This is a genomic window from Stenotrophomonas sp. SI-NJAU-1, from assembly GCF_020883215.1.
In the GTDB taxonomy this organism is placed as follows: domain Bacteria; phylum Pseudomonadota; class Gammaproteobacteria; order Xanthomonadales; family Xanthomonadaceae; genus Stenotrophomonas; species Stenotrophomonas indicatrix.
Genome location: NZ_CP086598.1, coordinates 2,117,350 through 2,138,443 on the forward strand (window position 1 = coordinate 2,117,350; position 21,094 = coordinate 2,138,443).

Consider the following 21,094-nt stretch of genomic DNA (forward strand, 5'->3'; position numbering starts at 1 on the left):
GCGGCTCAGCTGACGCGGAGCACGTAGTCGAGAGGGGCCGTGCCCAGGCCCTTGAGATTCAGGTAGAGGCCGTCGGAACCGACGGTCACGCTTTCCACCGGTGCCTGCACGAAGGTGGACAGCTTGGTGCTCTTGCCGGTGGTGTCGACGTGGTTGGCGACGATGTTGTACTTGCCCGGCTCCATGCGCTTGCCGTTGGCATCCTTGCCATCCCAGGTGAACGCGGTTTCGCCGGCGGCCTTGGCTTCAACGCTGATCGAGGTGACCTTGGCGCCGTTGGCGTCGGTGACGTCCACGGTGACGATGCCGGCGGCCGGTGCGGCGACCGTGCCCTCCACCGAACCCTCCTTCTCCAGCACCAGCTTTTCCGACGGCACCAGCACCTGGTGGCCGACCAGCGCGGCGCCACGCAGCACCTGGTCGCTGGCCATCGACTCCTGGAAGCCCTTCACCGACGTGTTCAGATCGGTGATGCCCTGCACGGTCGACATCTGCGCCATCTGCGAGACCATCTGCGTGTTGTCCATCGGCTTCAGCGGATCCTGGTGCTGCAGCTGCTCGGTCATCAGGCGCAGGAAATCGGCCTGGTCCAGCGTGTTCTTCTTCTTGGTGGCGTTGCTGTTGGGGGCGTTCAGGCCGAGTGCGGCGTAGACGTCCTGGTTGCTCTGGTTGTTGACGGCAGTGGTCATGGCGGTGTCCGGTGCAGCGGGCCTCAGCGGCCCATGGTCAGGGTGGCCAGGGCCAGTTCCTTGGCGGTGGTCAACATCTCCACGCCGGCCTGGTAATTGCGCGAGGTCGAGATCAGGTTGACCATCTGCGCCACCGGATCGACGTCGGGCTGGTAGATGTAGCCATCGCCGTCGGCCAGCGGATGGCCCGGCTCGTAGCGCTTGATCGGCGCCGCGTTGCTCTGGGTGATCTCCTTGACCTGCACCGAGGTGATGTTCGGATCGGTCTTGCTGGTCACCGCCTGGAAGATCGGTTCCAGCGGCTTGTACACCGCATCGGCCGAGCCGGCGATGCTGTCAGCGTTGGACAGGTTGGAGGCGATGGTGCTCATGCGCACCGACTGCGCCTGCAGCGCGGAGCCGGCGATATCGAAGATCGGCAGGTTGCTCATGGCTTATTGCCCCGTGATCGCGGTGAGCATGGAACGCACCTTGCTTTCGACGAAGCTCAGCGAAGCGCGGTATTCCAGTGCAGCGCGGCCATAGGCGGCGCGTTCGGCATCGGGGTCGACGGTGTTGCCGTCGATGCTGGGCTGTACGCCCTCGCGGGCCACCTGGAACGGGTTGAGGCCACTACCGATTTCGTAGTGCTGCTCGTTGGTGGTGGTCATCAGGCCGTTGGCATCCAGCCCCTGCGCATGGCGAAGGGCCGAATCGAAGTCCAGGTCCTGGGCCTTGTAGCCGGGGGTGTCGGCATTGCCGAGGTTGCTGGCGATCAGCTTCATGCGCTGTTCGCGCAACGGCATTGCCTGGGCATGGACGCCCAGGTAGTCGGTAATCAGGTTGCGCACGGTGCACTCCCACGGGAACGTTGCCCGGGAAGCTGCAAGCGGTGTGCCAGAACCGTGGTGCGCAACATCGCGCTCGCCGGGCATGGCCCGGCGCTACCGTGTGTCGGAGCAGGTGTCTGGTGGCGCCGGGCCATGCCCGGCGGAGACGCGTGCGGCGGCCTTACGCCGCCATCGCCACCTTGCGCAGGCGGTCCAGCACGAAGTCGGCCAGCTCGTGCGGCGAATACTTGGCGACGAAGGCGTTGGCACCCACGCGCTCGACCATCGCATTGTTGAATACGCCCGACAGCGAGGTATGCAGCAGCACGTACAGCCCGGACAGGCCGGCATGGCGCCGGATTTCCGTCGTCAGCGTGTAGCCGTCCATCGCCGGCATCTCGATGTCCGATATCACCATGGCGTAGCGTTCGGCCGGGTTTTCACCCGAGGCATGGATCTGCAGCAGGTGGTCCAGCGCCTGTTTGCCGTCCGAGAGCAGGGTCGCGCCCACCCCCAGCTGGTCCAGCACGCTGCGGATCTGCTGGCGCGCCACCCGCGAATCATCCACCACCAGCACCTGCAGCTGCGGGGCGTCGGCGGGCATCGCCATGGCCGGGTCGAGCACGGCTTCACCGCGCACCTGGGCTATGTCGGCCAGCACGCTTTCCACGTCGATCACCTGGATCAGCTCGCCCTGGAAGCGGGTCACCGCGGTCAGGTAGCTCGACTCCGCCCCCAGCTCCGGCGGTGGGTGGATGTCCTCCACCGCGATGTTGACGATGCGCTCCACGCCGCTGACCAGGAAGCCCTGGATCGAGCGGTTGAACTCGGTCACCACCAGATAGCCGGGTGCGGTGTCAGCGTCGGGCTCGCGCTCGGGGTGGCCGATGGCCAGGCCCAGGTCCAGCACCGGCACCGAGCGGCCGCGTACGTCGGCCACGCCGGCGAACTGGCCGGGCAGGCCGGGCACCTGGAACAGGTCCGGGCGGCGCAGCACTTCCTGCACCTTGAAGACATTGACGCCAAAAAGCTGACGTCCGCCGAGGCGGAACAGCAGCAGCGCCAGGCGATTGTGGCCGGCCAGTCGGGTTCGCTGGTCGATCCGGTTGAGCAGGTCATGGGACATGGCTGCTGTATCGGCGCGGGCAGGGTGGAACTTGAGGGCGAGTGCAGGGCCGGGCCCATTGAGATTTCCGTGGCGCGGCTGTGGCACGCAGCTTGCACGCGTCTGGGCCAGGTCTTACCGACAGGAGGCGCCATGCGCCGCATTGCTCTATTCCTTGCCACTGCCATGGCCGTAGCCGCGCCGTGGGCAACCGCAGCCGACTGGCAGCCGGTGGCCAGCATCCGTGCTGCCGCGCTGTCGACCCTGGCCGCCGGCACTGAAGGTGAGGCCGTGGTTGCCGATGCGCTGCGCCTTCCAAAATGCGGCGGCGCGTTGCAGGTGCAGCCCACGGCCAACACCACCGTGGAAGTGAGTTGTCCCGACGCCGGTGGCTGGCGCCTGTTCGTGCCGGTGAAGGTGCGCCGCAACCAGACCGTGCTGGTGCTGACCCGCGGCATCGGCACTGGAGAATCCATCGCCGCCGCCGATATCAGTACTGCCCAGCGTGACGCGGCACGGATTGCCGGCGCAGTGCTGGCCGATCCTGCCGCAGCGATCGGCCGCATCGCCCGTCGGCCGTTGCCGGCGGGAACACTGTTGTCGAGCAACGATCTGGTTGCACAGCGTCTCATCAGGCGAGGAGACAGTGTGGCGCTGGTATCGCGGCGTGGTTCGGTCGAGGTCCGCATTGCCGGACGCGCACTGGGCGATGCCGGGCAGAACGAGCGCGTCTCGGTGGAAAACCTGTCCTCGCGCCGTATCGTGCAGGGCACGGTGGATGCGACCGGTGACGTAATCGTGGCGCGTTGAAATAATGCAGAATTCCCCTAAAGATCACGGCCCTGCGGCCGTTATCCCTTGTGTACGGCAACTCCAGGACACCCCATGAGCCAGAAAATCGACGGCAACCTGCAGGTCCCCCAGGCACTGCGCAGCGTGACCACCCCGGCCGCCAAGCCCGGCGTCAGCACCGATTCGGCGGCACGTCCAGTCGAGGCGGCCGACAGCCTGCGCCTGACCGGCGAAGCCACCAACCTGCAGGCCATCGAGCGTGAGCTGAGCACCGCCCCGGCGATCGACGCCCAGCGTGTTGCAGCGGTGCGCGAATCGCTGCAGAACGGCACCTACAAGATCAATCCGGACGCGATCGCTTCGCGCATGCTTGAACTGGACCAGCAGCTGCAAGGATGACCGCGGCAATGAGCGAGCCGCTGCAGCGCCTTGCCCAGGCCCTGGACGTTGAGCGCCAGGCCCTGGTCGAGCACGACGTGCACGCCCTGATCCGTGCCACCGGTGCGAAGCTGGAAGCGCTGCGTGCGCTGGAAGGCACGCCGCCGGTGGGCGAGGGCGAGCAGCTGCAGGAACTGGCCGAGCGCAACCGCGCCAACGGCGTGCTGCTGTCGCGGCGCCGGCGCGAGGTCAACTGGGCGCTGCGCCAGATGGGCCGCACCGAAGAGTCCTCGGCATACGATGCCAAGGGCCAGTCACATACCGTCACCGCGCGGCGGCCGCTCGCCGTCGCCTGACAGGACCGGCGGTCGGCTGACCGCCCGATGGCGGCTGTAGGCCGCCGCATGAACGCGTATATTGGGCGCCTGTTTGATCGCCCCGAGCCGCCGTGTCTGCCGCCAACGTTCTGGTTACCGCCCCCCTTCCGCCGCAACCGGTGCTGCAGGCCCTGCTAGAGCGCCTGCGCGAGGGCCTGCTGCTGTTCACCGAAGATGGGCAGGTCGCCCTGGCCAACCCGGCCGCGCAGAGCCTGCTGGGCAGCGATGAAGCCACCTTGCCGCCGCCACAGCGCCTGCGCCAGCTGCTGCCGCCGGATGCGCTGGAACATGCGCGCCAGCACGGTCACTGGAACGGCAGCCTGCCGCTGGGCGAGGGCGTGGTCATCGCCCATCTGTACTTCCATGGCGAACCCGGTTCGGGGCACTACCTGGCCTTGTTCCGCCATATCGAAGGCCAGGAAGACTACGAACGCGAACTGCAGCAGCGCCATGCCGAACTGCGCCAGGCCTACCTGCGCTTGAACGGCACCCAGGAAAAGCTGCTGCAGTCGGAGAAGATGGCGTCCATCGGCCAGCTTGCCGCCGGCGTGGCGCACGAGATCAACAACCCGATCGGCTACGTGCATTCCAACCTGGGCAGCCTGCAGGAATACCTGCGCAGCCTGTTCACGGTGATCGAAGCCTACGAACGCGCCCTGCGCGCGCCCGACCCGAAGGCGCTGATTCCGGAAATCGACGATATCCGTGACCGCCTGGACATCGATTTCATCAGCCGCGACCTGCCGCAGCTGATGGCCGAGTCACGCGAAGGCATCGAGCGCGTCACCCGCATCGTGCGTGACCTGAAGGACTTCTCCTATTCCGGCCGCGACGAATCGTGGAAGCTGGTCGACCTGCATTCCGGCCTTGAATCGACCATCAACATCATCTGGAACGAGCTCAAGTACAAGGTGCACCTGGTGCGCGAGTTCGGCCAGCTGCCGCTGGTGGAATGCCTGCCCTCGGAGTTGAACCAGGTCTACATGAACCTGCTGCTCAACGCCGGCCATGCCATTGCCGAGCGCGGCACGATCACCGTGCGTACCGGCGTGGACGGCGACACGGTGTGGGTCGAGTTCGAAGACACCGGCGGCGGCATTTCGCCGGAACTGCGCCAGCGCATCTTCGATCCGTTCTTCACCACCAAACCGGTGGGCAGCGGTACCGGCCTGGGCCTGTCGATCTCCTACAGCATCATCAACAAGCACCACGGCCGCATCGATCTGGACAGCACCCCAGGCGTCGGCTCGCGCTTCCGCCTGGTGCTGCCGACCAAGCAGCCGCGCTGATCGTGGTCGCCGGGCATGGCCTGGCGCTATCCCTGGTCCCCCGTAGCGCCGGGCCATGCCCGGCGGATGCGGTTACCGCAGCGGCGAACGATCCTCACCGCCGTCGGCCGGCTCGACAGCCGCCAGGCCACCGTTGCTTCGCCGCTGTTCCTCGTAGGTGCGGAAGGCCTGGTGGATGTGCTTGCGCAGCTCGTCGTCGTTCCACGGCTTGGTCAGGAACCGGTAGATCGCACCGCGGTTGATCGCATCGGTCACCGTGTTGAGGTCGGTGTAGCCGGACAGCACCAGCCGGATCGTGTCCGGATACAGCATCTTCACCCGGCCCAGGAACTCGGTGCCGCTCATGTCGCTCATGCGCTGGTCGGACAGGATCACCTGCACATCGTTGATGGCCAGCAGATCGAACGCATCGCGCACGTTGCCTGCCGCCAGGATGCGGTACCCATCGCGGCGGAACAGGCGCACCAGCGAGCGCAGCACGTTTTCCTCGTCATCCAGCAGCAGCAGGGTGCGGTCCGACCGGGTTTCGGCGAACGCTTCGGGGCGCAGGTAGCGGCGGCGCAGGGTCATGCCGGCGGCATCGGCGGACATCGGTTCGCCGAACAGGTAGCCCTGGAACACGTCGCAGTCGTTGCGGCGCAGGAAGCCCAGCTGTGCCTGCGATTCCACGCCGTTGGCGATCACCGTCATGCCCAGCTGGTGGCCCATCGCAATGATCGCGCGTGCGATCGCCGCTTCGCGGTTACCGGCCGGGGCGCTCTTGATGAAGCTGCGGTCGATCTTCAGCTTGTCCACCGGGTAGCGCACCAGCGCACTCAGGCTCGAATCGCCGGTGCCGAAGTTGTCCAGGCTCAGGCTGATGCCTTCGTTGCGCAGGTTGGCCAGGGTTTCGTGGACGAAGTTGACGTTGTTGGTCAGCGCGCTTTCGTTGATTTCCAGTGTCAGCATCTGCGCCGGCACGCCGGACGCCTGGATCACGCCCATCACTTCGGCAAAGAAATTCGGGCGCAGCAGCTGCAGGGTGGACACATTCACCGCGATGGTGAAGTCATCAAAGCCCTGGTCGCGCCACAGCCGGGCCTGCTTCAACGCGCCTTCCAGCACCCACGTACCAATCTGCACGATGATGCCCAGGCGCTCGGCGGTGCGCATGAAACGCTCCGGCACCAGCATGCCCAGGGTCGGCGACTGCCAGCGCAGCAGCGCCTCCATGCCCACCACGTGGCCATCGCGGGCACTGACCAGCGGCTGGTAACGCAGCTTCAGTTCGCCGTTGGGAATGGCATCGACGATCTGCCGCGCGATGATGCTCTCGCTGTGCGCGCTCGGCGGCGTGTCCACCGCATGGATGCGCACCGCATTGCCGCCTTCGCGGGCGGCCTGGTACAGCGCATCCTCGGCATGGTCGAGCAGGCGCGAGGCATTGCTGGCGTGCTCCGGGCACAGGCTCACCCCCAGCTTGCCGGTCATGAACAGCGTATAGGGCAGTACCGAGAGGGGCAGTTCCATCTGCTGGCGGATCTCTTCGGCGAAATCCTCGGCAAGGGGCAGATCCGCGGTGCGCGGCACGGCGATCAGGAACTCATCGCTGCCATGCCGCCACAGCATGCCGCGTCCGCGCAGGTAGGACTGCAGGCGCTGGGCCACCAGCACCAGGGCCTGGTCACCAACCTCCGCACTCATGTTCTCGTTGACCGAGGCGAAGTGGTCGATGTCCACATGCATCAGCATCAGCGGGGTACCTCCGGAGGCGGCTTCGGCGACCATCGCCTGCAGCTCGGGGTTGCCGGCGCCGAGGCGATCAGGCGCATCGTCGATGCTGACCGGGGGCAGGTTGGGGTTCCACATGGGCTCAGTATTCCGCTGACTCGACGGCCGCCGTAACAGCGGCCTGGTAAGGAAGGTGCACATCGACGAGGGTACCGGCGCCATGCGCCGACTCGATCCGCACGTGGCCGCCCACGCTCTGCGCGCGCTCGCGCATCACGATCAGGCCGAGGCCGCGCGGGCCATCCGGATCGAACCCTTCGCCATCGTCACGGATCATCAGGTGCAGCCCGCGCTGGTCGACGTCGCGCAGCTGCAGCACCACCTGGCTGGCGCGCGCGTGGCGCAGCGCATTGGTCAGGCTTTCCTGGGCGATGCGGAAGCAGGCCTGCTCGATGCTGTTGTCCGGGCGCGTGGGCAGCGATTCGATCTCGGCCTGCAGCTCGACGGTGGACGAGCGGAACAGCACGCGTGCCTGCCAGCTCAATGCCGCTTCCAGGCCCAGCGCATCCAGCTGCGGTGGCCGCAGCAGGGTGGAGATGTCGCGCAGCTTGGCAACGGTGGTATCGGCCAGGCTGACGATCTGCGCCAGGTCCTCGCCGCGCCGCTGCGCATCGTCCTCGTCCTGCGCCGCATAGGCCGACAGCTTGATCGCGGTGATCGCCTGGCCGATGTCATCGTGCAGGTCGCGCGAGATCGCCCGGCGCTCGTCCTCCTGCAGCGAGAACAGGCGGCCAGCCATCGCCTGCAGTTCGCGGTTGCTGGTCTCCAGCGCGCTGCGGGTCTGTTCGGATTCACTCAGGTCGCGCACGATCAGCAGCTTGCAGTCGCGCCCGCCGTAGCGCACGTCACCTACCGCAATGCCAGCCTGGAAGCTGCGGCCATCGGCGCGCTGCATGGCCACCACGCTGCTGTGGCCCGGGCTGTGCTGGGGCTGCCCAGCACGCATCTGCGCGCGCATCCGGGCCAGGTCGCCGGCTGCCACCAGGGCTGACAGCGGCTCGCCCAGCAGCGTGTGGCTGCCGTAGCCGAACAGGCCGGCCGCCCACGCATTGGCATACAGCACATGTTCGTCGGACAGGATCACCACGCCATCGGGCAGCACTCGGACCAGCTCGCGGAACTGCTCTTCGCGTTCGCGCAGCAGGCGCCGCGACTGCTCACGCTCGGTCACGTCCTGCAACGTGCCCAGTATCCGGTCACGTCCGGCTTCATCCACGCCGCTGGCGGCGCGCAGGTGCACCATCAGTGCACGGCCATCCATTGCCAGTACCGGCAGCAGCACGTCCACCTGCACCTGCTCACCCGAGCACAGCTCGGCCAGCACCTGGTCGGTCTGTGCGGCCGTGGCCGGGTCGGCTGCCACCAGCAGCTCGTCGAAACGGTGCCAGCGTCGCGCCTCGGGCGGGCGACGGCCCAGCAGGCGATAGACCTGGTTGGAGTAACGGCCCTGGCCGGTGGACGGGTCCAGCTCCCACGCGCCGATCCGGGCCAGCTCGTGGGCTTCTTCCACGCGGGCCAATGCCTGGTCGCGTCGCAGCTGGGCCAGGTCTTCAGCGGTGCGGTCGATGGCGATCAGCAGGCGCGCAGTGTGGCCGTCGTAGTCGATCGCGTTCGAACGCAGTTCCATCTGCCGCAGGCTGCCATCACGCAGCTGCAACTGCGCGCGCAGGATGCACAGCTGCTCGGGCGCGCCGCGGATCTCCTCCAGCTTGGTCTGCAACGCCTGGTCCTGGCCGGGTGGCCAGAGCACGTCGATGGTCCGCGCCAGAAGCGCCTCGCGGTCCCAGCCGAAGGTGCTGCAGGCCGCGGGATTGGCATCAAGGATGGCCAGGCTGTCCAGGTCATACACCAGGATCGGGCCCGGGTTGCCCTCGAACATCTGCCGCAGGCGCAGTTCGGAGGCCTGCAGGCGGGCATGGGTGTGCAGCACGTGTTCGGCCAGCGGCCGCAGCAGCAGGTACAGCAGGCCGGCGCTGGCCAAGGCGAAGAACGCGCCCTTCATGCTCTGCCAGAGCGCCGCCTGCTGCGGGTCGGGCACCAGCGCGGTCACCGCGCCGTCGGTGGCGATCATCCAGGCCAGCGCCATCGCCAGGTAGCTCAGCACGATGCGCCGACGGTCGCGCCCCAGCGCCTGCGCCATCCGCGGGTCGGGAACAGGGGCGGTGCCGGTCGGTTCTACGGGCATGGGCAGGGCAGGGAGGCGGGCAGGGAAGAAGGGGTGCTGGCCATCTTACCGCGCAGGTGTGCCCTGGCCACTCAATTATCCGCCGCAGGCGCCGTTAACCACTGCGTGCCCCGCTGTCGGGCGTTTCATCCGGAGCAAGATCGCGTGGACCAAGGGATCATCGCCAGCCTGCTGCAGCATCCGCTTGCCTCGGCGCTGGTCATCGTCGACCGCAGCGGGCGCCCGCTCGCGGCCAATCCGGCTGCGCGCGAGCATGGCCTGCCGGCCACGGTGGCCGCCTACGCGCCGATGCTGGAAGACCTGCGCCTGCTGGCTGCCGACGGTGGCATCGTCGCCTGCACGCTGCCGGGCGGCCCGCGCGGTCACTACGATGGCCACCTGCGCGCCGTGCACGACGGCAGCGGCAACCTGCTCGCCTTCACCCTCAGCGTGCCCGAGCCGGTACCGGTTGATGGGGGCGGTCGCTGGGAACTTGCACTGGACAGCGCCGGCCACAGCCTGTGGGACTGGGACATCCCCAGCGACCGGGTGGCGCGCACGCCGACACTGGGTGAGGAAACCGCCACGCAGATGCTGGCGCGCGTGCACGCCGACGACATCACCCAGGTGCGTGCCGCGTTGGATGAACACCTGCACGGCGACAGTGATCAGTACAGCGCCCAGTTCCGCTTCCGCCAGGCCGATGGCCAGTGGCGGTGGGTGCTGGACCGCGGCCGGGTGGTGGCCCGTACCGCCGATGGCCAGCCGCTGCGCATGGTCGGCACCCATACCGACATCGAGCAGCAGAAGCAGCTGGAAGCCCTGCTGCAGGAGCAACAACTGCATCTGCGCGAAGCCCAGCGCATCGCCAGCATGGGCAGCTGGTCGTTCGATCCGCACAGCCGCCAGTTCTGGTGGTCGCCGGAACTGCGCTCGCTGCTGGCGCTGCGGCAGGACAGCATCCCGGGGCAGCGACGCTGGCTCAAGCAGCTGCACCCGCGCTCACGTGGTGCACTGCGTGCGGCCTGGCGCCGCCTGTGGCGCGATGGCCGGGCCGCCAACCTGGAACTGGAACTGACCCGCGGCAACGAACCCTCGCAGCATCTGCGGTTGTGGATGCAACCGTTGCTGGACATGGACGGGCAGCCCAGGCGCCTGCTGGGGCAGGTGCAGAACATCACCGAACAGCATCAGACCGATGCCCTCATCCGCTGGCGTACCGAACTGCTCAACCGCGTGTCCGCGCTGGGTCGCATCGGTGGTTGCGAGATCGAAGTGGCGACGCGCAACATGCAATGGACCGAGGAGTGCTATCGCATCCACGGCCTGCGCAAGGAACCGATCACCCTCGACCAGGCGCTCGCGTTGTATGCCGAGGATTCGCGTGCGGCGTTTGAAGCGGCGCTGGGGCGGATCGCCGGTGGCGGCCTGCCGGAGCAGCTGGATCTGTGCTTCTACCGCCAGTCCGGGTTGCGCGTATGGGTGCAGGTGCTGATCGAACTGGACCGTCGTGATGGCCTGCCGCCGCGCTTTGTGGTCCTGTTCCGTGACATCACTCGCGAGCGCGAAGCGAACGAGCGGATTGAACTGCTGGCCCACTACGATCTGCTGACCGGACTGCCCAACCGGGTGCTGCTGGGCGAGCAGACCTCCGAAGCCATCGAGGAGGCGCGCGATCGCGGCACCTCGCTGGCGATGCTGTTCATCGACCTGGACGGCTTCAAGAACATCAACGACAGCTTCGGCCACGCCACCGGCGATGCGCTGCTGAAGGCCGCCGCCACCCGGCTGCACCAGAACCTGCGCAACAACGACCTGTTCGGCCGCTTCAGCGGCGACGAGTTCATCGTGGTGCTGCGCGACCTGGCCGAACCGGAAGATGCCGGGCACGTGGCGCGCAAGCTGATCAATTCGCTGGCCGAGCCGCTGCGCCGTGGCGACACCACCTTGAAAGTGGGCGCCAGCGTGGGCATCGCCATGCTCGGCGAGAGCCAGACCGACTTCGATTCGCTTCTGCGCGCTGCCGACGCAGCGATGTACGCGGCCAAGGAAGCTGGTCGCAATACCTATCAGTATTACAGCCAGGACGCGCTGGCGCGGATCCAGCGCCGGCTGGAGATCGAGCACGGCCTGCACGGCGCCATCGAACGCGACGAGTTCAGCCTGGCCTATCAGCCACTGCTGCACGCCCATCACGGCGAGCCCCCCGCAATCGAGGCGTTGCTGCGCTGGCATCGCCCGGGCATCGGTTACTGCAGCCCGGCAGAATTCATTCCGATCGCCGAGAAGTGCGGCGAAATCGTCCGCATCGGCGACTGGGTATTGTCCGAAGCCTGTCGCCAGGCAGCCGCGTGGGATCGTGCCGGCCTGCAGTTCGAGCGCATCGCCGTAAACGTGTCGGCAGTGCAGTTGCGCGATCGTGGCTTTGCCGAGCGCGTGATCGAGATCTGCCACGCGCACGGCTGGCCGCCGCAGCGGCTGGAGCTGGAGCTGACCGAATCTGCGTTGATCCGTGACACCGACATCCTGCGCCACTGCTTCGATGTGCTGGAACGGCACGGCGTGCCGCTGGCGGTGGACGACTTCGGTACCGGCTTCTCCAACCTCAATTACCTCAACCGTTTCCCGGTCGGCCGCCTGAAGATCGACCGCAGCTTCGTGCAGGGCATGCTGCATGACTCGGGCACCGCCGAGGTGACCCAGGCCATCGTCCATCTTGGCCACGCACTGGGCATGAAGGTGGTGGCCGAGGGCGTGGAAACGCACCAGGAAGAAGACATGCTGCGCCGCCAGGGCTGCGACGAGATCCAGGGCTACCTGTACTCGCGCCCGCTCACGCCGCGCGACCTGGCGCAGTGGCTGCGCCAGCAGCACCTCGCCCCAGGCCGCACCGATGCCGCCAGCGAAGTGATGCTGGCGCGCTGACGCACTCATCCACGCATGGCGTGGATCTACTTCTGGGCCCGCCCTGGTGGGTGCCGACCTTGGGCAAGTTTTGGTGGGTGCCGACCGTTGGTCGGCACTGATGCCTGCGCCCGCGGCCATCCACGCATGGCGTGGATCTACTGCGGCGCGGCAACCAAGCGCTGCGGAAATTCGGAGCGAAGTCGTGCGCGTACCGCTTCGACCACCTCTACATAGCGTCGGCGCTGGATGAAATAGCCCATGTAGAACAGCAGCAGGGCCACCAGCATCGGCCACGCAGCGGGTCGGACGAGGATGACCGGCACCAGCATCAGTGTCAGGCCCAGCGCGAACCAGCTGCACAGCCCGACCACCCGCACCTCCCTGCGCCGTGCGTCGATCATCACCCGCCCGCGCATCAGCGGAAAGTAGCGACGGCCAACGCTCGGCACGAAGCTCTCGCGAAAGGCGATACTGCCGTCCGGCAGCGCGCGGAACACCAGGCAAAGCCAGGTATCGGGCGGCAGGTCATGCTCCAGCCCGGCCAGTGAAAGCTGCGCCAGCTCTGCCGGCGTAGCGGCGATGCGCCGGTTGAACAGCGCGATGCCGGTGCGGAAGAAGAACGGCGCGCAGAGGGCCAGCAGCAGGAGTTCGATCAGCAGCAATGCGATCAGGGCGATGGCCATCGGTCTTCCATGAACGGGGCCGGCGCATCATGCCATGTGGGCAGTTGCATCCACGCATGGCGTGGATCTACTTCAAAGCACTGCCATCCAGCCCCAGGTCCCACGCCAGGCCCAGTACGTCATCGCCGGCTGCCGGTGGGGCAGGGCGCGCGTCGGCCAGCTTCTGCAGCTCCTGGATTTCTTCGCGGGCCACCTCTTCCAGCTGGCGCAGCTGCTCACGTACGCCCGCATTGCGCGGGCGCTCGTTCTCGTTGATCGGGGGCAGGGCGCGGATCAGGGTCATGGTGCGCTTGCAGGATGCATTCAAAGGCGGGTCACACGCAAAGGCCCCGGCAGAACCGGGGCCTCGCACGCTGCCGGACGGGGCAGCGGACATCAGGATCAGAACAGCTCGACCGTACCGGCGCCCATGCTCTGCTGGGCAACCGGCTTGTGCGGCGGGCGCTCCCATTCGCTGCGCAGTTCGCGCAGGCGGTTGCCGGTGCGCTGCAGGGCAGAGGCGATTTCTTCGTCGAACACGCCGCCATTGCGATGCAGCAGTTCCTGCAGGGCCACCGCTTCGCGATTGATCGCGGTCAGGCGGTCCAGGTGGGTATGCACGCCACCCAGGGCCTGGGTGGCGATGTCCTCGAACTGCAGGGCACGCACGGCTTCGGCCACGCTGCCATCGATCGAGCGCGCGCAGTCGGACACTTCGCGCATGCCGTCACCCAGCGAAGCGTTGATCTGCGCCACGTTGTCCAGCATCGCCGCCGCTTCCTGGCGCGCTTCACGGGAGCGGTCCATATCGCGCGAGGCCATGTGCGAAACCGTCTCGCGGACCTTGGCGATGGCATCCTTGGAGCTGTGCGCCAGCTTGCGGATCTGCTCGTTGAAGGTGGTCGAACGCTCGGACAGGTTGCGGACCTCGTCGGCAACCACGGCGAAACCACGACCGGCTTCACCGGCACGCGCAGCTTCGATGGCAGCGTTCAGGGCCAGCAGGTTGGTCTGGTCGGCAATCGACTTGACGTCTTCCAGCAGCGCGAAGATGCCATCCAGGTGCTGCGCCATCTGGTCGATGTGCTGCACGGTGGTGCTGCTCTGGCCGCTGACCTGCTCCAGCGCTTCCACCAGCTGTTCCATGCGGTGGCTGGCGTGCTGGGCGAAACGGGCAACGTCGAGGCCGGCGCCGCCTTCGTCACCGGCGCGGTCGACGATGCGCGACAGGGCCTGGCTCTGCTGGCGCGACTTGCGGTTCATGGCATCGAAGCTGCCGCCGAGGCTGGAGACGGCCTGGCGGATCAGGTCGCGGGCGCGTTCCACTTCACCACGCGAACCGTCGATCTCGTTGCCGACGAAGTTGCGCAGTTCGGTCAGCAGCTGGTCCTGCTCACGCAGGACACGGGCATGTTCCGGGGAACGGTGCGCCTGGGCGCGGGCGGTCCACCACGCAAAGCCGAGCCAGCTCAGCGTCATCGTGGTCAGGATCGCCCAGCGCAGGGCGGCCGGCCATTCGAAACCGATGGCGAAGGGGAGCAGCAGGGTCAGGGCCAGGGGGGCGGCCAGACGGATGAAAATGCGTGAGTACATGGACGTTCTCGGGAGGTGCACGGAGGATGTATCGGCCGTACCCCCTTTCTCTTTAACGTCGATGTGCTCTCTGAATGCGCCGGATTTCCGGCGCCGTCCGCCGGGCCATGCCCGGCGGGCTCCCCGCCCTCAGGCCAGCTGCCGGTCCACGGCCTCGACCATCGCCTTGCGGCTGAGCAGGAAGTCCCAGTAGCTGCCACCCAGCTGCCGCCACAGCACGGCGGCGCGCACGGCGGCCAGCAGCAGCGCGCGGATCTCGGCCACCACGCCGGCCTGGCCCAGGTAATGCGGGTTGCCCTGCACCATGACCCGCGGCTTGAGGTGGCTGATGGTGTCTGCATACAGGCCGCCCAGCGCAGCCAGAACATCCGGGTGGCCGCTGTCGCCGAGCTCGGCGGCCTGGCGCTGGGCGCGCTCGATGCCTGAGGCGACCTTGTTCACAGTGGCGCCGTCCTGCACGAAGCGGCGCTCCAGCTGCAGTACCGACAGGGCCAGCTTGGGCAGGATCGGGTCCTGGCCCTGGCTGCGGAAATAATTGTGCAGCAGGCGCAGGCCGGATTTCAGGGCGTGCCGATCGCCAAAAACCGCCTGCGGCGAGGCCGCATCGATGCGGAACACGCTGTCCACGGCAGTGCGCACGGCAGCGGCGTCGGAGTGGCCGGTATCGGCGATACGGCGTACCTGCTGCAGGGCCTGGGCAATGCCGGCCAAAGCCAGAACGCGGTCGTCGACAGTGAAACTCATGCAGCGATTACCTCAAAAGGAGAAGGGGTGGTGCGCAGGCGCTGTTCCAGCGGCGCGTCGGTGGCGGCGATCACCGCGCCACCCAGGCAGACCTCACCGTCATACAGCACCAACGATTGCCCGGGGGTGACTGCACGCTGCGGCCGGGCGAAGGTGACCTGCACGCTGCCGTCGTCCAGCACATCCACCGTGCACGGCTCATCGGGCTGGCGGTAGCGGGTCTGCGCGCTGCATTCAAAACGCCGTGCCGGTGGTGCGCCGGCAATCCAGTGCGCGGTCTCCGAGCGCAGCCGGCTGGACAGCATCCACGGGCTGTCACGGTCCTGGTCCACGTACAGCACGTTGCTGGCCACGTCCTTGCCGACCACATACCAGGGCGCGGCAGGGCGGCCGCGCACGCCGCCGATGTTCAGGCCTTCGCGCTGGCCCAGGGTGAAATAGAAGACGCCAGGATGTTCGGCGATCACGCTGCCATCGCTGGGATCGAGGATCTGCCCGGCCTTGGCCGGCAGGTAGCGTCCAAGGAACTCACGGAAATCGCGCTCGCCGATGAAGCAGATGCCGGTGGAATCCTTCTTGGCGTGGGTCGGCAGGCTGACGTCGCGGGCAATCCGGCGCAGGTCGCTCTTTTCCAGGTCACCAATCGGGAACAGGGTGGCCGCCAGCTGCTCCTGCCCCAGCTGGTGCAGGAAGTAGCTCTGGTCCTTGGAACGGTCGGCGCCGCGCAGCAGCAGCCACTGATGGCCGCGCTGGGCAATGCGCGCGTAATGGCCGGTGGCGATCCGCTCGGCGCCCAGTTCGCGGGCCGCATCAAGGAAGTGCTTGAACTTCACTTCGCGGTTGCACAGCACGTCCGGGTTCGGCGTGCGGCCAGCGGCGTACTCGGCCAGGAAGTGCTCGAACACGCCCTGCCAGTATTCGTTGGAGAAGTCGCGGAAATGGAACGGAATGCCCAGCAGTCCGCAGACCGCTACCGCGTCGCGACGGTCGTCCTCGGCGCGGCAGTCACCGCTGCCGTCGTCGGCCCAGTTCTGCATGAACAGACCGGCCACGGCCTCGCCCTGCTGCACCAGGCGCCAGGCAGCCACGGAAGAATCCACGCCGCCAGACACGCCAACCATCACCCGTGGGCTGCTCATGCGACCTCCCGGACCAGTGCAAGCGGATAGCGCTGGCCGGCCAGGTAGTCGGCCAGCACCTGCCAGACCAGCGGGCTGCGCTGGCGTCCGGCGGCGGCCTGCAGTTCGGCCGGGGTCATCCACAGCGCCCGGTCGATGCCGGCATCCAGCGGCCGCGCCGGGTCGTGCGAGACCGGGCGCGCGGCATAACAGAAGCGCAGGAACGGGGTGCCGTCACCGGCGGTCCACTGGTAGCAGCCGATGAAGGCGGTCAGTTCCACCGTCCAGCCGGTTTCCTCGACGGTCTCGCGCAGGGCGGCCTCGGCCAGGCTTTCACCCGGCTCCAGATGCCCGGCCGGCTGGTTCAGCACCTGCCGGCCCTCGATGGTTTCTTCCACCAGCAGCACCCTGCCGCCGTCGACCACCACGGTGGCGACGGTTGCATGCGGTGCCCAGCGCGGGTCCGGCGAGGTGTTCAACTCAGAGATCGTCCTTCTTGGTCAGCTCCAGCTCCATCGCGTCGGCGGTGCGGATGGCCGCATCGATGGCGTCGCTGAGCTGGTCGGCGGTGGCATCGGCATCGATCTTCACCACGAACATCGCGGTCGACTCCTGCTTCACCCAGCCGCCCATCTTGGCGTCCTGCGAATCCTCCAGCAGGCGGTTGGCCACGGCCACCGGGAACTGCTTGGTCTGCGCGGTGTAACCCGGCGACCAGATCTCGCGGATGTTGTGGGTGCCGAAGTCTTCCACCGCCGAGCGCACATAGACGATCTGGGTGCGGTCCCCTTCAACGTCGAACACCATCTGGTAATCGCCGTCTTCATCCACCTCGTAGGTGTAACCCAGCTTTTCCAGGTGACGGGCAATGGCCTTGTCGGCCTTCGCGCTGTCAGTGGTGGTCGCGGCGCCAGCAGTACCTGCGGCAGCCAGGGCGATCAGCAGGGCGGAGAGAAGGGTCCTTTTCATGAAGATCCTGTGAAACCAAGAGTGTGGGAAGGTGCAATTGTGACGGCGGGCGCCCGTGCCGTCCATTCCACGCAGGGCCTGCGCACGGCCGTCGCACCCTTTATAATCGGCAGATGCCTCGCGAGTCCGCCCCCGATTCCCACCACGAGCACGGCGTTGCCGTGGAGCCCGCGCGCCCGGAAGTGGCGCCGCCGCCGTTCTACCAGGTCATGCTGCTCAATGACGACTACTCCCCGATGGATTTCGTCGTGGACGTCCTGCAGCAGTTCTTCAACATGGACCTGGACAAGGCCACCCAGGTGATGCTGCACGTCCACACCCGTGGCCGTGGCGTCTGCGGTGTATTCACCCGCGAAGTGGCCGAAACCAAGGTGGCCCAGGTCAACGAGTACGCGCGGATGAACCAGCACCCGCTGCTGTGCACGATGGAAAAGGCCTGATCTTGGCGCGGTGTGCCCACCAGGGTGGGCGCCTGCCAGGTTCGAGTCACGCCTCCGCCAGCGCCTGCACGGCCATCTCGGCCACCGCCTCATCGATGTCGGCCGGGTCGCCATCATCCCTGAACCACACCGCTGACAGGCCGGCACTGGCCGCGATCCAGCGCAGCAGCCGCATGCGCTCGAGATCGGCCAGCCGGCAGACCTGTTCCACCCGGGCGTGGAAGCGCTCGGGTCGTGTTGCCACATGGATGCCCGGCCCGCACAGGTCCGGATTGCTGAACAGCGTGGTGTAGTCGAACGCGCGGTCGCCCAGCAACCGCTTCGGGTCGATCGCCAGCCAGCCCCGCGCGCCGAAATCCAGCACGTTGTCGTGGTGCAGGTCGCCATGCAGGGGCCGGATCTCCTGCTCGTCCTCCAGCAGTGCCATCGCCAGCGATCTGCACTGTTCCAGCAATGGCGGCAGCGGTGCCCTTGGTTGCAGCAGATCGGCGAACCATCTACGCAGGCAGACCAGATCTTCTGGTGGCGCGCTCCGTGGCCGGTGCAGCTGCTGCAGGACCTGGCACAGGATCATGGTGCAGGCGTCGTCCTCGCCCTTGATCGAGCGTGGCCGCAGCGAATCGCCGTGCGCCCGTTCGATCAGGATCGCCGGCCCCTCGTGGGCCAGCAGGCGTGCGGCACCGTCGCCGTTCCACCAGCGCAGCAGGCGATGGCCGTTCTGTTCCTCTGTCTCCGTGCTCACCTTCAACATGGCCGCCTCGCCAGAGGCGGTCAGTACTGGCCAGAGCCGGGCATGGGGGGTACGGATCGAAGGACCATCACGTCGCAATCGCCAGCGGCTCAGGTAGGGTTCGCTCATGTGGGTGGGCTGTCCTGGAGTGAACGATGATCAAGCGTTTGGTAGTGCTAACGCCATCTGAACGTCGCAATCCGCTAGGGTGATGGAAATCGTGTAGTCAGGCCGCATATTGTCTCCAACTGCCGCCGGAGTAATCCATGTTCAGCAAAGACCTCGAACACACCATCGGCCAGTGCTACAAGCGCGCCCGTGAGGCCCGACATGAGTTCATGACGGTCGAACACCTGCTGTTGGCACTGCTCGACAACCCGTCCGCCCAGGCCGTATTGAAGGCGTGTGGCGCCGACGCCGACCGCCTGCGCCAGGAGCTGGAGCAGGCCATCGAGGCCTCCGTGTCCCGCCTGGCCGAAGATGACGGCCGCGATACCCAGCCAACCCTGGGCTTCCAGCGCGTGCTGCAGCGGGCCGTGTACCACGTGCAGTCCTCCGGCAAGAAGGAGGTCACCGGCGCCAACGTGCTGGTCGCCATCTTCGGCGAGAAGGACTCCCACGCGGTCTATTACCTCAACCAGCAGGATGTCACCCGGCTGGATGTGGTCAATTACCTGTCCCACGGCATCGCCAAGCTGGGCGAGGAAGGCGAGCAGCCGTCCTCCTCCGACGGTGAGGGCCGCATGGAAGGGGGCGAGGGCGAGCCCAAGGGCGATGCCTTGACCGAGTTCGCCAGCAACCTCAACGAGCAGGCGCGTGCCGGTCGCATCGACCCGCTGGTCGGCCGTGCCGACGAGATCGAGCGCACCATCCAGGTCCTGTGCCGCCGCCGCAAGAACAACCCGCTGTACGTGGGCGAAGCCGGCGTCGGCAAGACCGCGATTGCCGAGGGCCTGGCCCGACGCATCGTTGAAGGCTCGGTGCCGGACGTGCTGGCCGATGCGGTCATCTATTCGCTCGACCTCGGCGCGCTGGTGGCCGGTACCAAATACCGTGGCGACTTCGAAAAGCGCCTGAAGGGCGTGCTGACCGCACTGAAGAAGGTGCCCAATGCAGTGCTGTTCATCGACGAGATCCATACCATCATCGGCGCCGGTTCGGCGTCGGGTGGCACCATGGACGCCTCCAACCTGATCAAGCCGGCACTGGCGTCGGGCGAGCTGCGCTGCATCGGCTCGACCACCTTCCAGGAATACCGCGGCATCTTCGAGAAGGACCGGGCGCTGGCCCGTCGCTTCCAGAAGATCGACATCGTCGAGCCGACCGTGGGCGAAACCTACGAGATCCTGCAGGGCCTGAAGTCCAAGTACGAAGCCCACCACGGCGTCACCTATGCCGATGAAGCGCTGCAGGCCGCCGTCGACCTGTCGGTCAAGCACATCGCCGATCGCCTGCTGCCGGACAAGGCCATCGACGTGATCGATGAGGCCGGTGCCCGCCAGCGCCTGATGCCGGAAGACCAGCGCAAGGAGCTGATCGACGTCGAGGAAGTCGAGGCCATCGTCGCCAAGATGGCGCGCATCCCGGCCAAGCAGGTCAGCGCCACCGACAAGGATGTGCTGCAGCACCTGGAGCGCAACCTGAAGATGGTGATCTTCGGCCAGGATCCTGCCATCGGCACCCTGGCGTCGGCCATCAAGCTGGCACGCTCGGGCCTGGGCAATCCGGAAAAGCCGATCGGCAACTTCCTGTTCGCCGGCCCCACCGGTGTCGGCAAGACCGAGGTGACCAAGCAGCTGGCGCTGCAGCTGGGCATCGAACTGGTCCGTTTCGACATGTCCGAATACATGGAGCCGCATTCGATCAGCCGCCTGATCGGTGCGCCCCCGGGCTACGTCGGCTTCGACCAGGGTGGCCTGCTGACCGAGAAGATCGTCAAGACGCCGCACTGCGTGCTGCTGCTGGATGAAATCGAGAAGGCGCACCCGGACATCTTCAACATCCTGTTGCAGGTGATGGACCGCGGCGTGCTGACTGACACCAACGGCCGCGAAGCCAATTTCAAGAACGTGGTGCTGGTGATGACGACCAACGCCGGCGCGGCGCAGGCCTCGCGGCGCTCGATCGGTTTCACCAAGCAGGACCACGCCACCGATGCGATGGAGACCATCCGTCGTGCGTTCACCCCGGAATTCCGCAACCGCCTCGATGCGGTGGTGCAGTTCCAGCCGCTGGGCTTCGAACACATCCTGCGCGTGGTGGACAAGTTCCTGATCGAACTGGAGATGCTGCTGCAGGAGAAGCACGTCAGCCTGTCGGCCACGCCGACTGCGCGCGACTGGCTGGCCCACCACGGTTTCGACCCGCTGATGGGTGCCCGCCCGATGGCGCGGGTGCTGCAGGACAAGGTGAAGCGCCCGCTGGCCGACGAACTGCTGTTCGGCAAGCTGGTCAACGGCGGCAAGGTCAGCATCGACGTGCGCAACGACGAGCTGGTGGTCGAGGCGCAGGCCGAGCCGGAACGGCTGTTGCCGGCCACGGTGGAGTAAGGATGTGCC

General features: G+C 67.0%; 21 protein-coding genes. 7 read left to right on the plus strand and 14 right to left on the minus strand.

Annotation, left to right across the window (positions count from 1 at the left end):
- Positions 1 to 5 precede the first annotated feature (5 nt).
- The 4 genes from LMF57_RS09775 to LMF57_RS09790 form a co-directional block, all read right to left on the minus strand.
- Positions 6 to 689, minus strand: coding sequence for a flagellar hook capping FlgD N-terminal domain-containing protein (locus LMF57_RS09775; protein WP_229291297.1), 684 nt, complete (start codon positions 687 to 689; stop codon positions 6 to 8).
- Positions 690 to 712: 23 nt separating this feature from the next.
- A complete protein-coding gene (gene flgC / locus LMF57_RS09780; RefSeq protein WP_025879109.1) occupies positions 713 to 1,120 on the minus strand; it encodes a flagellar basal body rod protein FlgC in 408 nt (135 codons plus the stop codon).
- 3 nt (positions 1,121 to 1,123) lie between these two features.
- Complete coding sequence (gene flgB / locus LMF57_RS09785; protein ID WP_025879110.1) at positions 1,124 to 1,519, minus strand: flagellar basal body rod protein FlgB; 396 nt, start codon at positions 1,517 to 1,519, stop codon at positions 1,124 to 1,126.
- Between the two features lie 160 nt (positions 1,520 to 1,679).
- A complete protein-coding gene (locus LMF57_RS09790; RefSeq protein ID WP_117310372.1) occupies positions 1,680 to 2,624 on the minus strand; it encodes a chemotaxis protein in 945 nt (314 codons plus the stop codon).
- A gap of 132 nt (positions 2,625 to 2,756) precedes the next feature.
- Here LMF57_RS09790 and flgA point away from each other — a divergent pair, with 132 nt between their 5' ends.
- The 4 genes from flgA (at position 2,757) to LMF57_RS09810 (ending at position 5,439) form a co-directional block, all read left to right on the plus strand.
- A complete protein-coding gene (flgA, locus tag LMF57_RS09795) occupies positions 2,757 to 3,413 on the plus strand; it encodes a flagellar basal body P-ring formation chaperone FlgA (RefSeq protein ID WP_229291298.1) in 657 nt (218 codons plus the stop codon).
- Positions 3,414 to 3,488: 75 nt separating this feature from the next.
- Positions 3,489 to 3,794, plus strand: coding sequence for a flagellar biosynthesis anti-sigma factor FlgM (gene flgM, locus LMF57_RS09800; RefSeq protein ID WP_025879113.1), 306 nt, complete (start codon positions 3,489 to 3,491; stop codon positions 3,792 to 3,794).
- Positions 3,791 to 4,129 carry a flagellar protein FlgN gene (locus LMF57_RS09805; RefSeq protein WP_208081380.1) on the plus strand — a complete coding sequence of 113 codons (339 nt, stop codon included), beginning with the start codon at positions 3,791 to 3,793 and terminating at the stop codon, positions 4,127 to 4,129. The genes flgM and LMF57_RS09805 overlap by 4 nt, the downstream gene beginning before the upstream one ends.
- A 92-nt stretch (positions 4,130 to 4,221) precedes the next feature.
- Complete coding sequence (locus tag LMF57_RS09810) at positions 4,222 to 5,439, plus strand: ATP-binding protein (protein WP_229291299.1); 1,218 nt, start codon at positions 4,222 to 4,224, stop codon at positions 5,437 to 5,439.
- 72 nt (positions 5,440 to 5,511) lie between these two features.
- Here the strand turns inward: LMF57_RS09810 and LMF57_RS09815 are convergent, their stop codons facing one another.
- Both LMF57_RS09815 and LMF57_RS09820 read right to left on the minus strand, forming a co-directional pair.
- Entirely contained in the window at positions 5,512 to 7,287 is a 1,776-nt protein-coding gene (locus LMF57_RS09815; protein WP_229291300.1) for an EAL domain-containing protein, read from the minus strand.
- 4 nt (positions 7,288 to 7,291) lie between these two features.
- Positions 7,292 to 9,394, minus strand: a complete 2,103-nt coding sequence (locus LMF57_RS09820) for a PAS domain-containing sensor histidine kinase (protein ID WP_208081645.1) — start codon at positions 9,392 to 9,394, stop codon at positions 7,292 to 7,294.
- Between the two features lie 144 nt (positions 9,395 to 9,538).
- On the opposite strand from LMF57_RS09820, the gene LMF57_RS09825 reads away from it, so the two are divergent.
- Positions 9,539 to 12,298, plus strand: coding sequence for an EAL domain-containing protein (locus LMF57_RS09825; RefSeq protein ID WP_229291301.1), 2,760 nt, complete (start codon positions 9,539 to 9,541; stop codon positions 12,296 to 12,298).
- Between the two features lie 137 nt (positions 12,299 to 12,435).
- Here the strand turns inward: LMF57_RS09825 and LMF57_RS09830 are convergent, their stop codons facing one another.
- The 7 genes from LMF57_RS09830 to LMF57_RS09860 form a co-directional block, all read right to left on the minus strand.
- Positions 12,436 to 12,963, minus strand: a complete 528-nt coding sequence (locus tag LMF57_RS09830) for a hypothetical protein (protein WP_229291302.1) — start codon at positions 12,961 to 12,963, stop codon at positions 12,436 to 12,438.
- A 67-nt stretch (positions 12,964 to 13,030) separates the two neighbouring features.
- Positions 13,031 to 13,246 (minus strand): hypothetical protein, encoded by a 216-nt coding sequence (locus LMF57_RS09835; RefSeq protein ID WP_025879121.1) that lies wholly within the window; start codon positions 13,244 to 13,246, stop codon positions 13,031 to 13,033.
- A 98-nt stretch (positions 13,247 to 13,344) separates the two neighbouring features.
- A complete protein-coding gene (locus LMF57_RS09840) occupies positions 13,345 to 14,535 on the minus strand; it encodes a methyl-accepting chemotaxis protein (RefSeq protein ID WP_093818271.1) in 1,191 nt (396 codons plus the stop codon).
- 129 nt (positions 14,536 to 14,664) lie between these two features.
- The gene (gene hflD / locus LMF57_RS09845; RefSeq protein WP_117310377.1) at positions 14,665 to 15,279 is read right to left on the minus strand and encodes a high frequency lysogenization protein HflD; all 615 of its coding nucleotides are present in this window, start codon (positions 15,277 to 15,279) and stop codon (positions 14,665 to 14,667) included.
- Complete coding sequence (gene mnmA / locus LMF57_RS09850; RefSeq protein ID WP_229291303.1) at positions 15,276 to 16,418, minus strand: tRNA 2-thiouridine(34) synthase MnmA; 1,143 nt, start codon at positions 16,416 to 16,418, stop codon at positions 15,276 to 15,278. Before mnmA ends, hflD begins: the two co-directional genes overlap by 4 nt.
- Entirely contained in the window at positions 16,415 to 16,876 is a 462-nt protein-coding gene (locus LMF57_RS09855; protein WP_025879125.1) for an NUDIX hydrolase, read from the minus strand. The genes mnmA and LMF57_RS09855 overlap by 4 nt, the downstream gene beginning before the upstream one ends.
- Before the next feature lies 1 nt (position 16,877).
- Positions 16,878 to 17,366 carry a hypothetical protein gene (locus LMF57_RS09860; RefSeq protein WP_117310379.1) on the minus strand — a complete coding sequence of 163 codons (489 nt, stop codon included), beginning with the start codon at positions 17,364 to 17,366 and terminating at the stop codon, positions 16,878 to 16,880.
- A gap of 113 nt (positions 17,367 to 17,479) precedes the next feature.
- On the opposite strand from LMF57_RS09860, the gene clpS reads away from it, so the two are divergent.
- A complete protein-coding gene (clpS, locus tag LMF57_RS09865; RefSeq protein ID WP_025879127.1) occupies positions 17,480 to 17,806 on the plus strand; it encodes an ATP-dependent Clp protease adapter ClpS in 327 nt (108 codons plus the stop codon).
- 46 nt (positions 17,807 to 17,852) lie between these two features.
- On the opposite strand, the gene LMF57_RS09870 is transcribed toward clpS, so the two are convergent.
- Positions 17,853 to 18,665 carry an APH(6) family putative aminoglycoside O-phosphotransferase gene (locus tag LMF57_RS09870; protein WP_229291304.1) on the minus strand — a complete coding sequence of 271 codons (813 nt, stop codon included), beginning with the start codon at positions 18,663 to 18,665 and terminating at the stop codon, positions 17,853 to 17,855.
- Positions 18,666 to 18,802: 137 nt separating this feature from the next.
- On the opposite strand from LMF57_RS09870, the gene clpA reads away from it, so the two are divergent.
- Positions 18,803 to 21,085: an ATP-dependent Clp protease ATP-binding subunit ClpA gene (gene clpA / locus LMF57_RS09875; RefSeq protein ID WP_117310381.1), complete on the plus strand. Its 2,283-nt coding sequence runs from the start codon at positions 18,803 to 18,805 to the stop codon at positions 21,083 to 21,085.
- Positions 21,086 to 21,094: the final 9 nt, after the last annotated feature.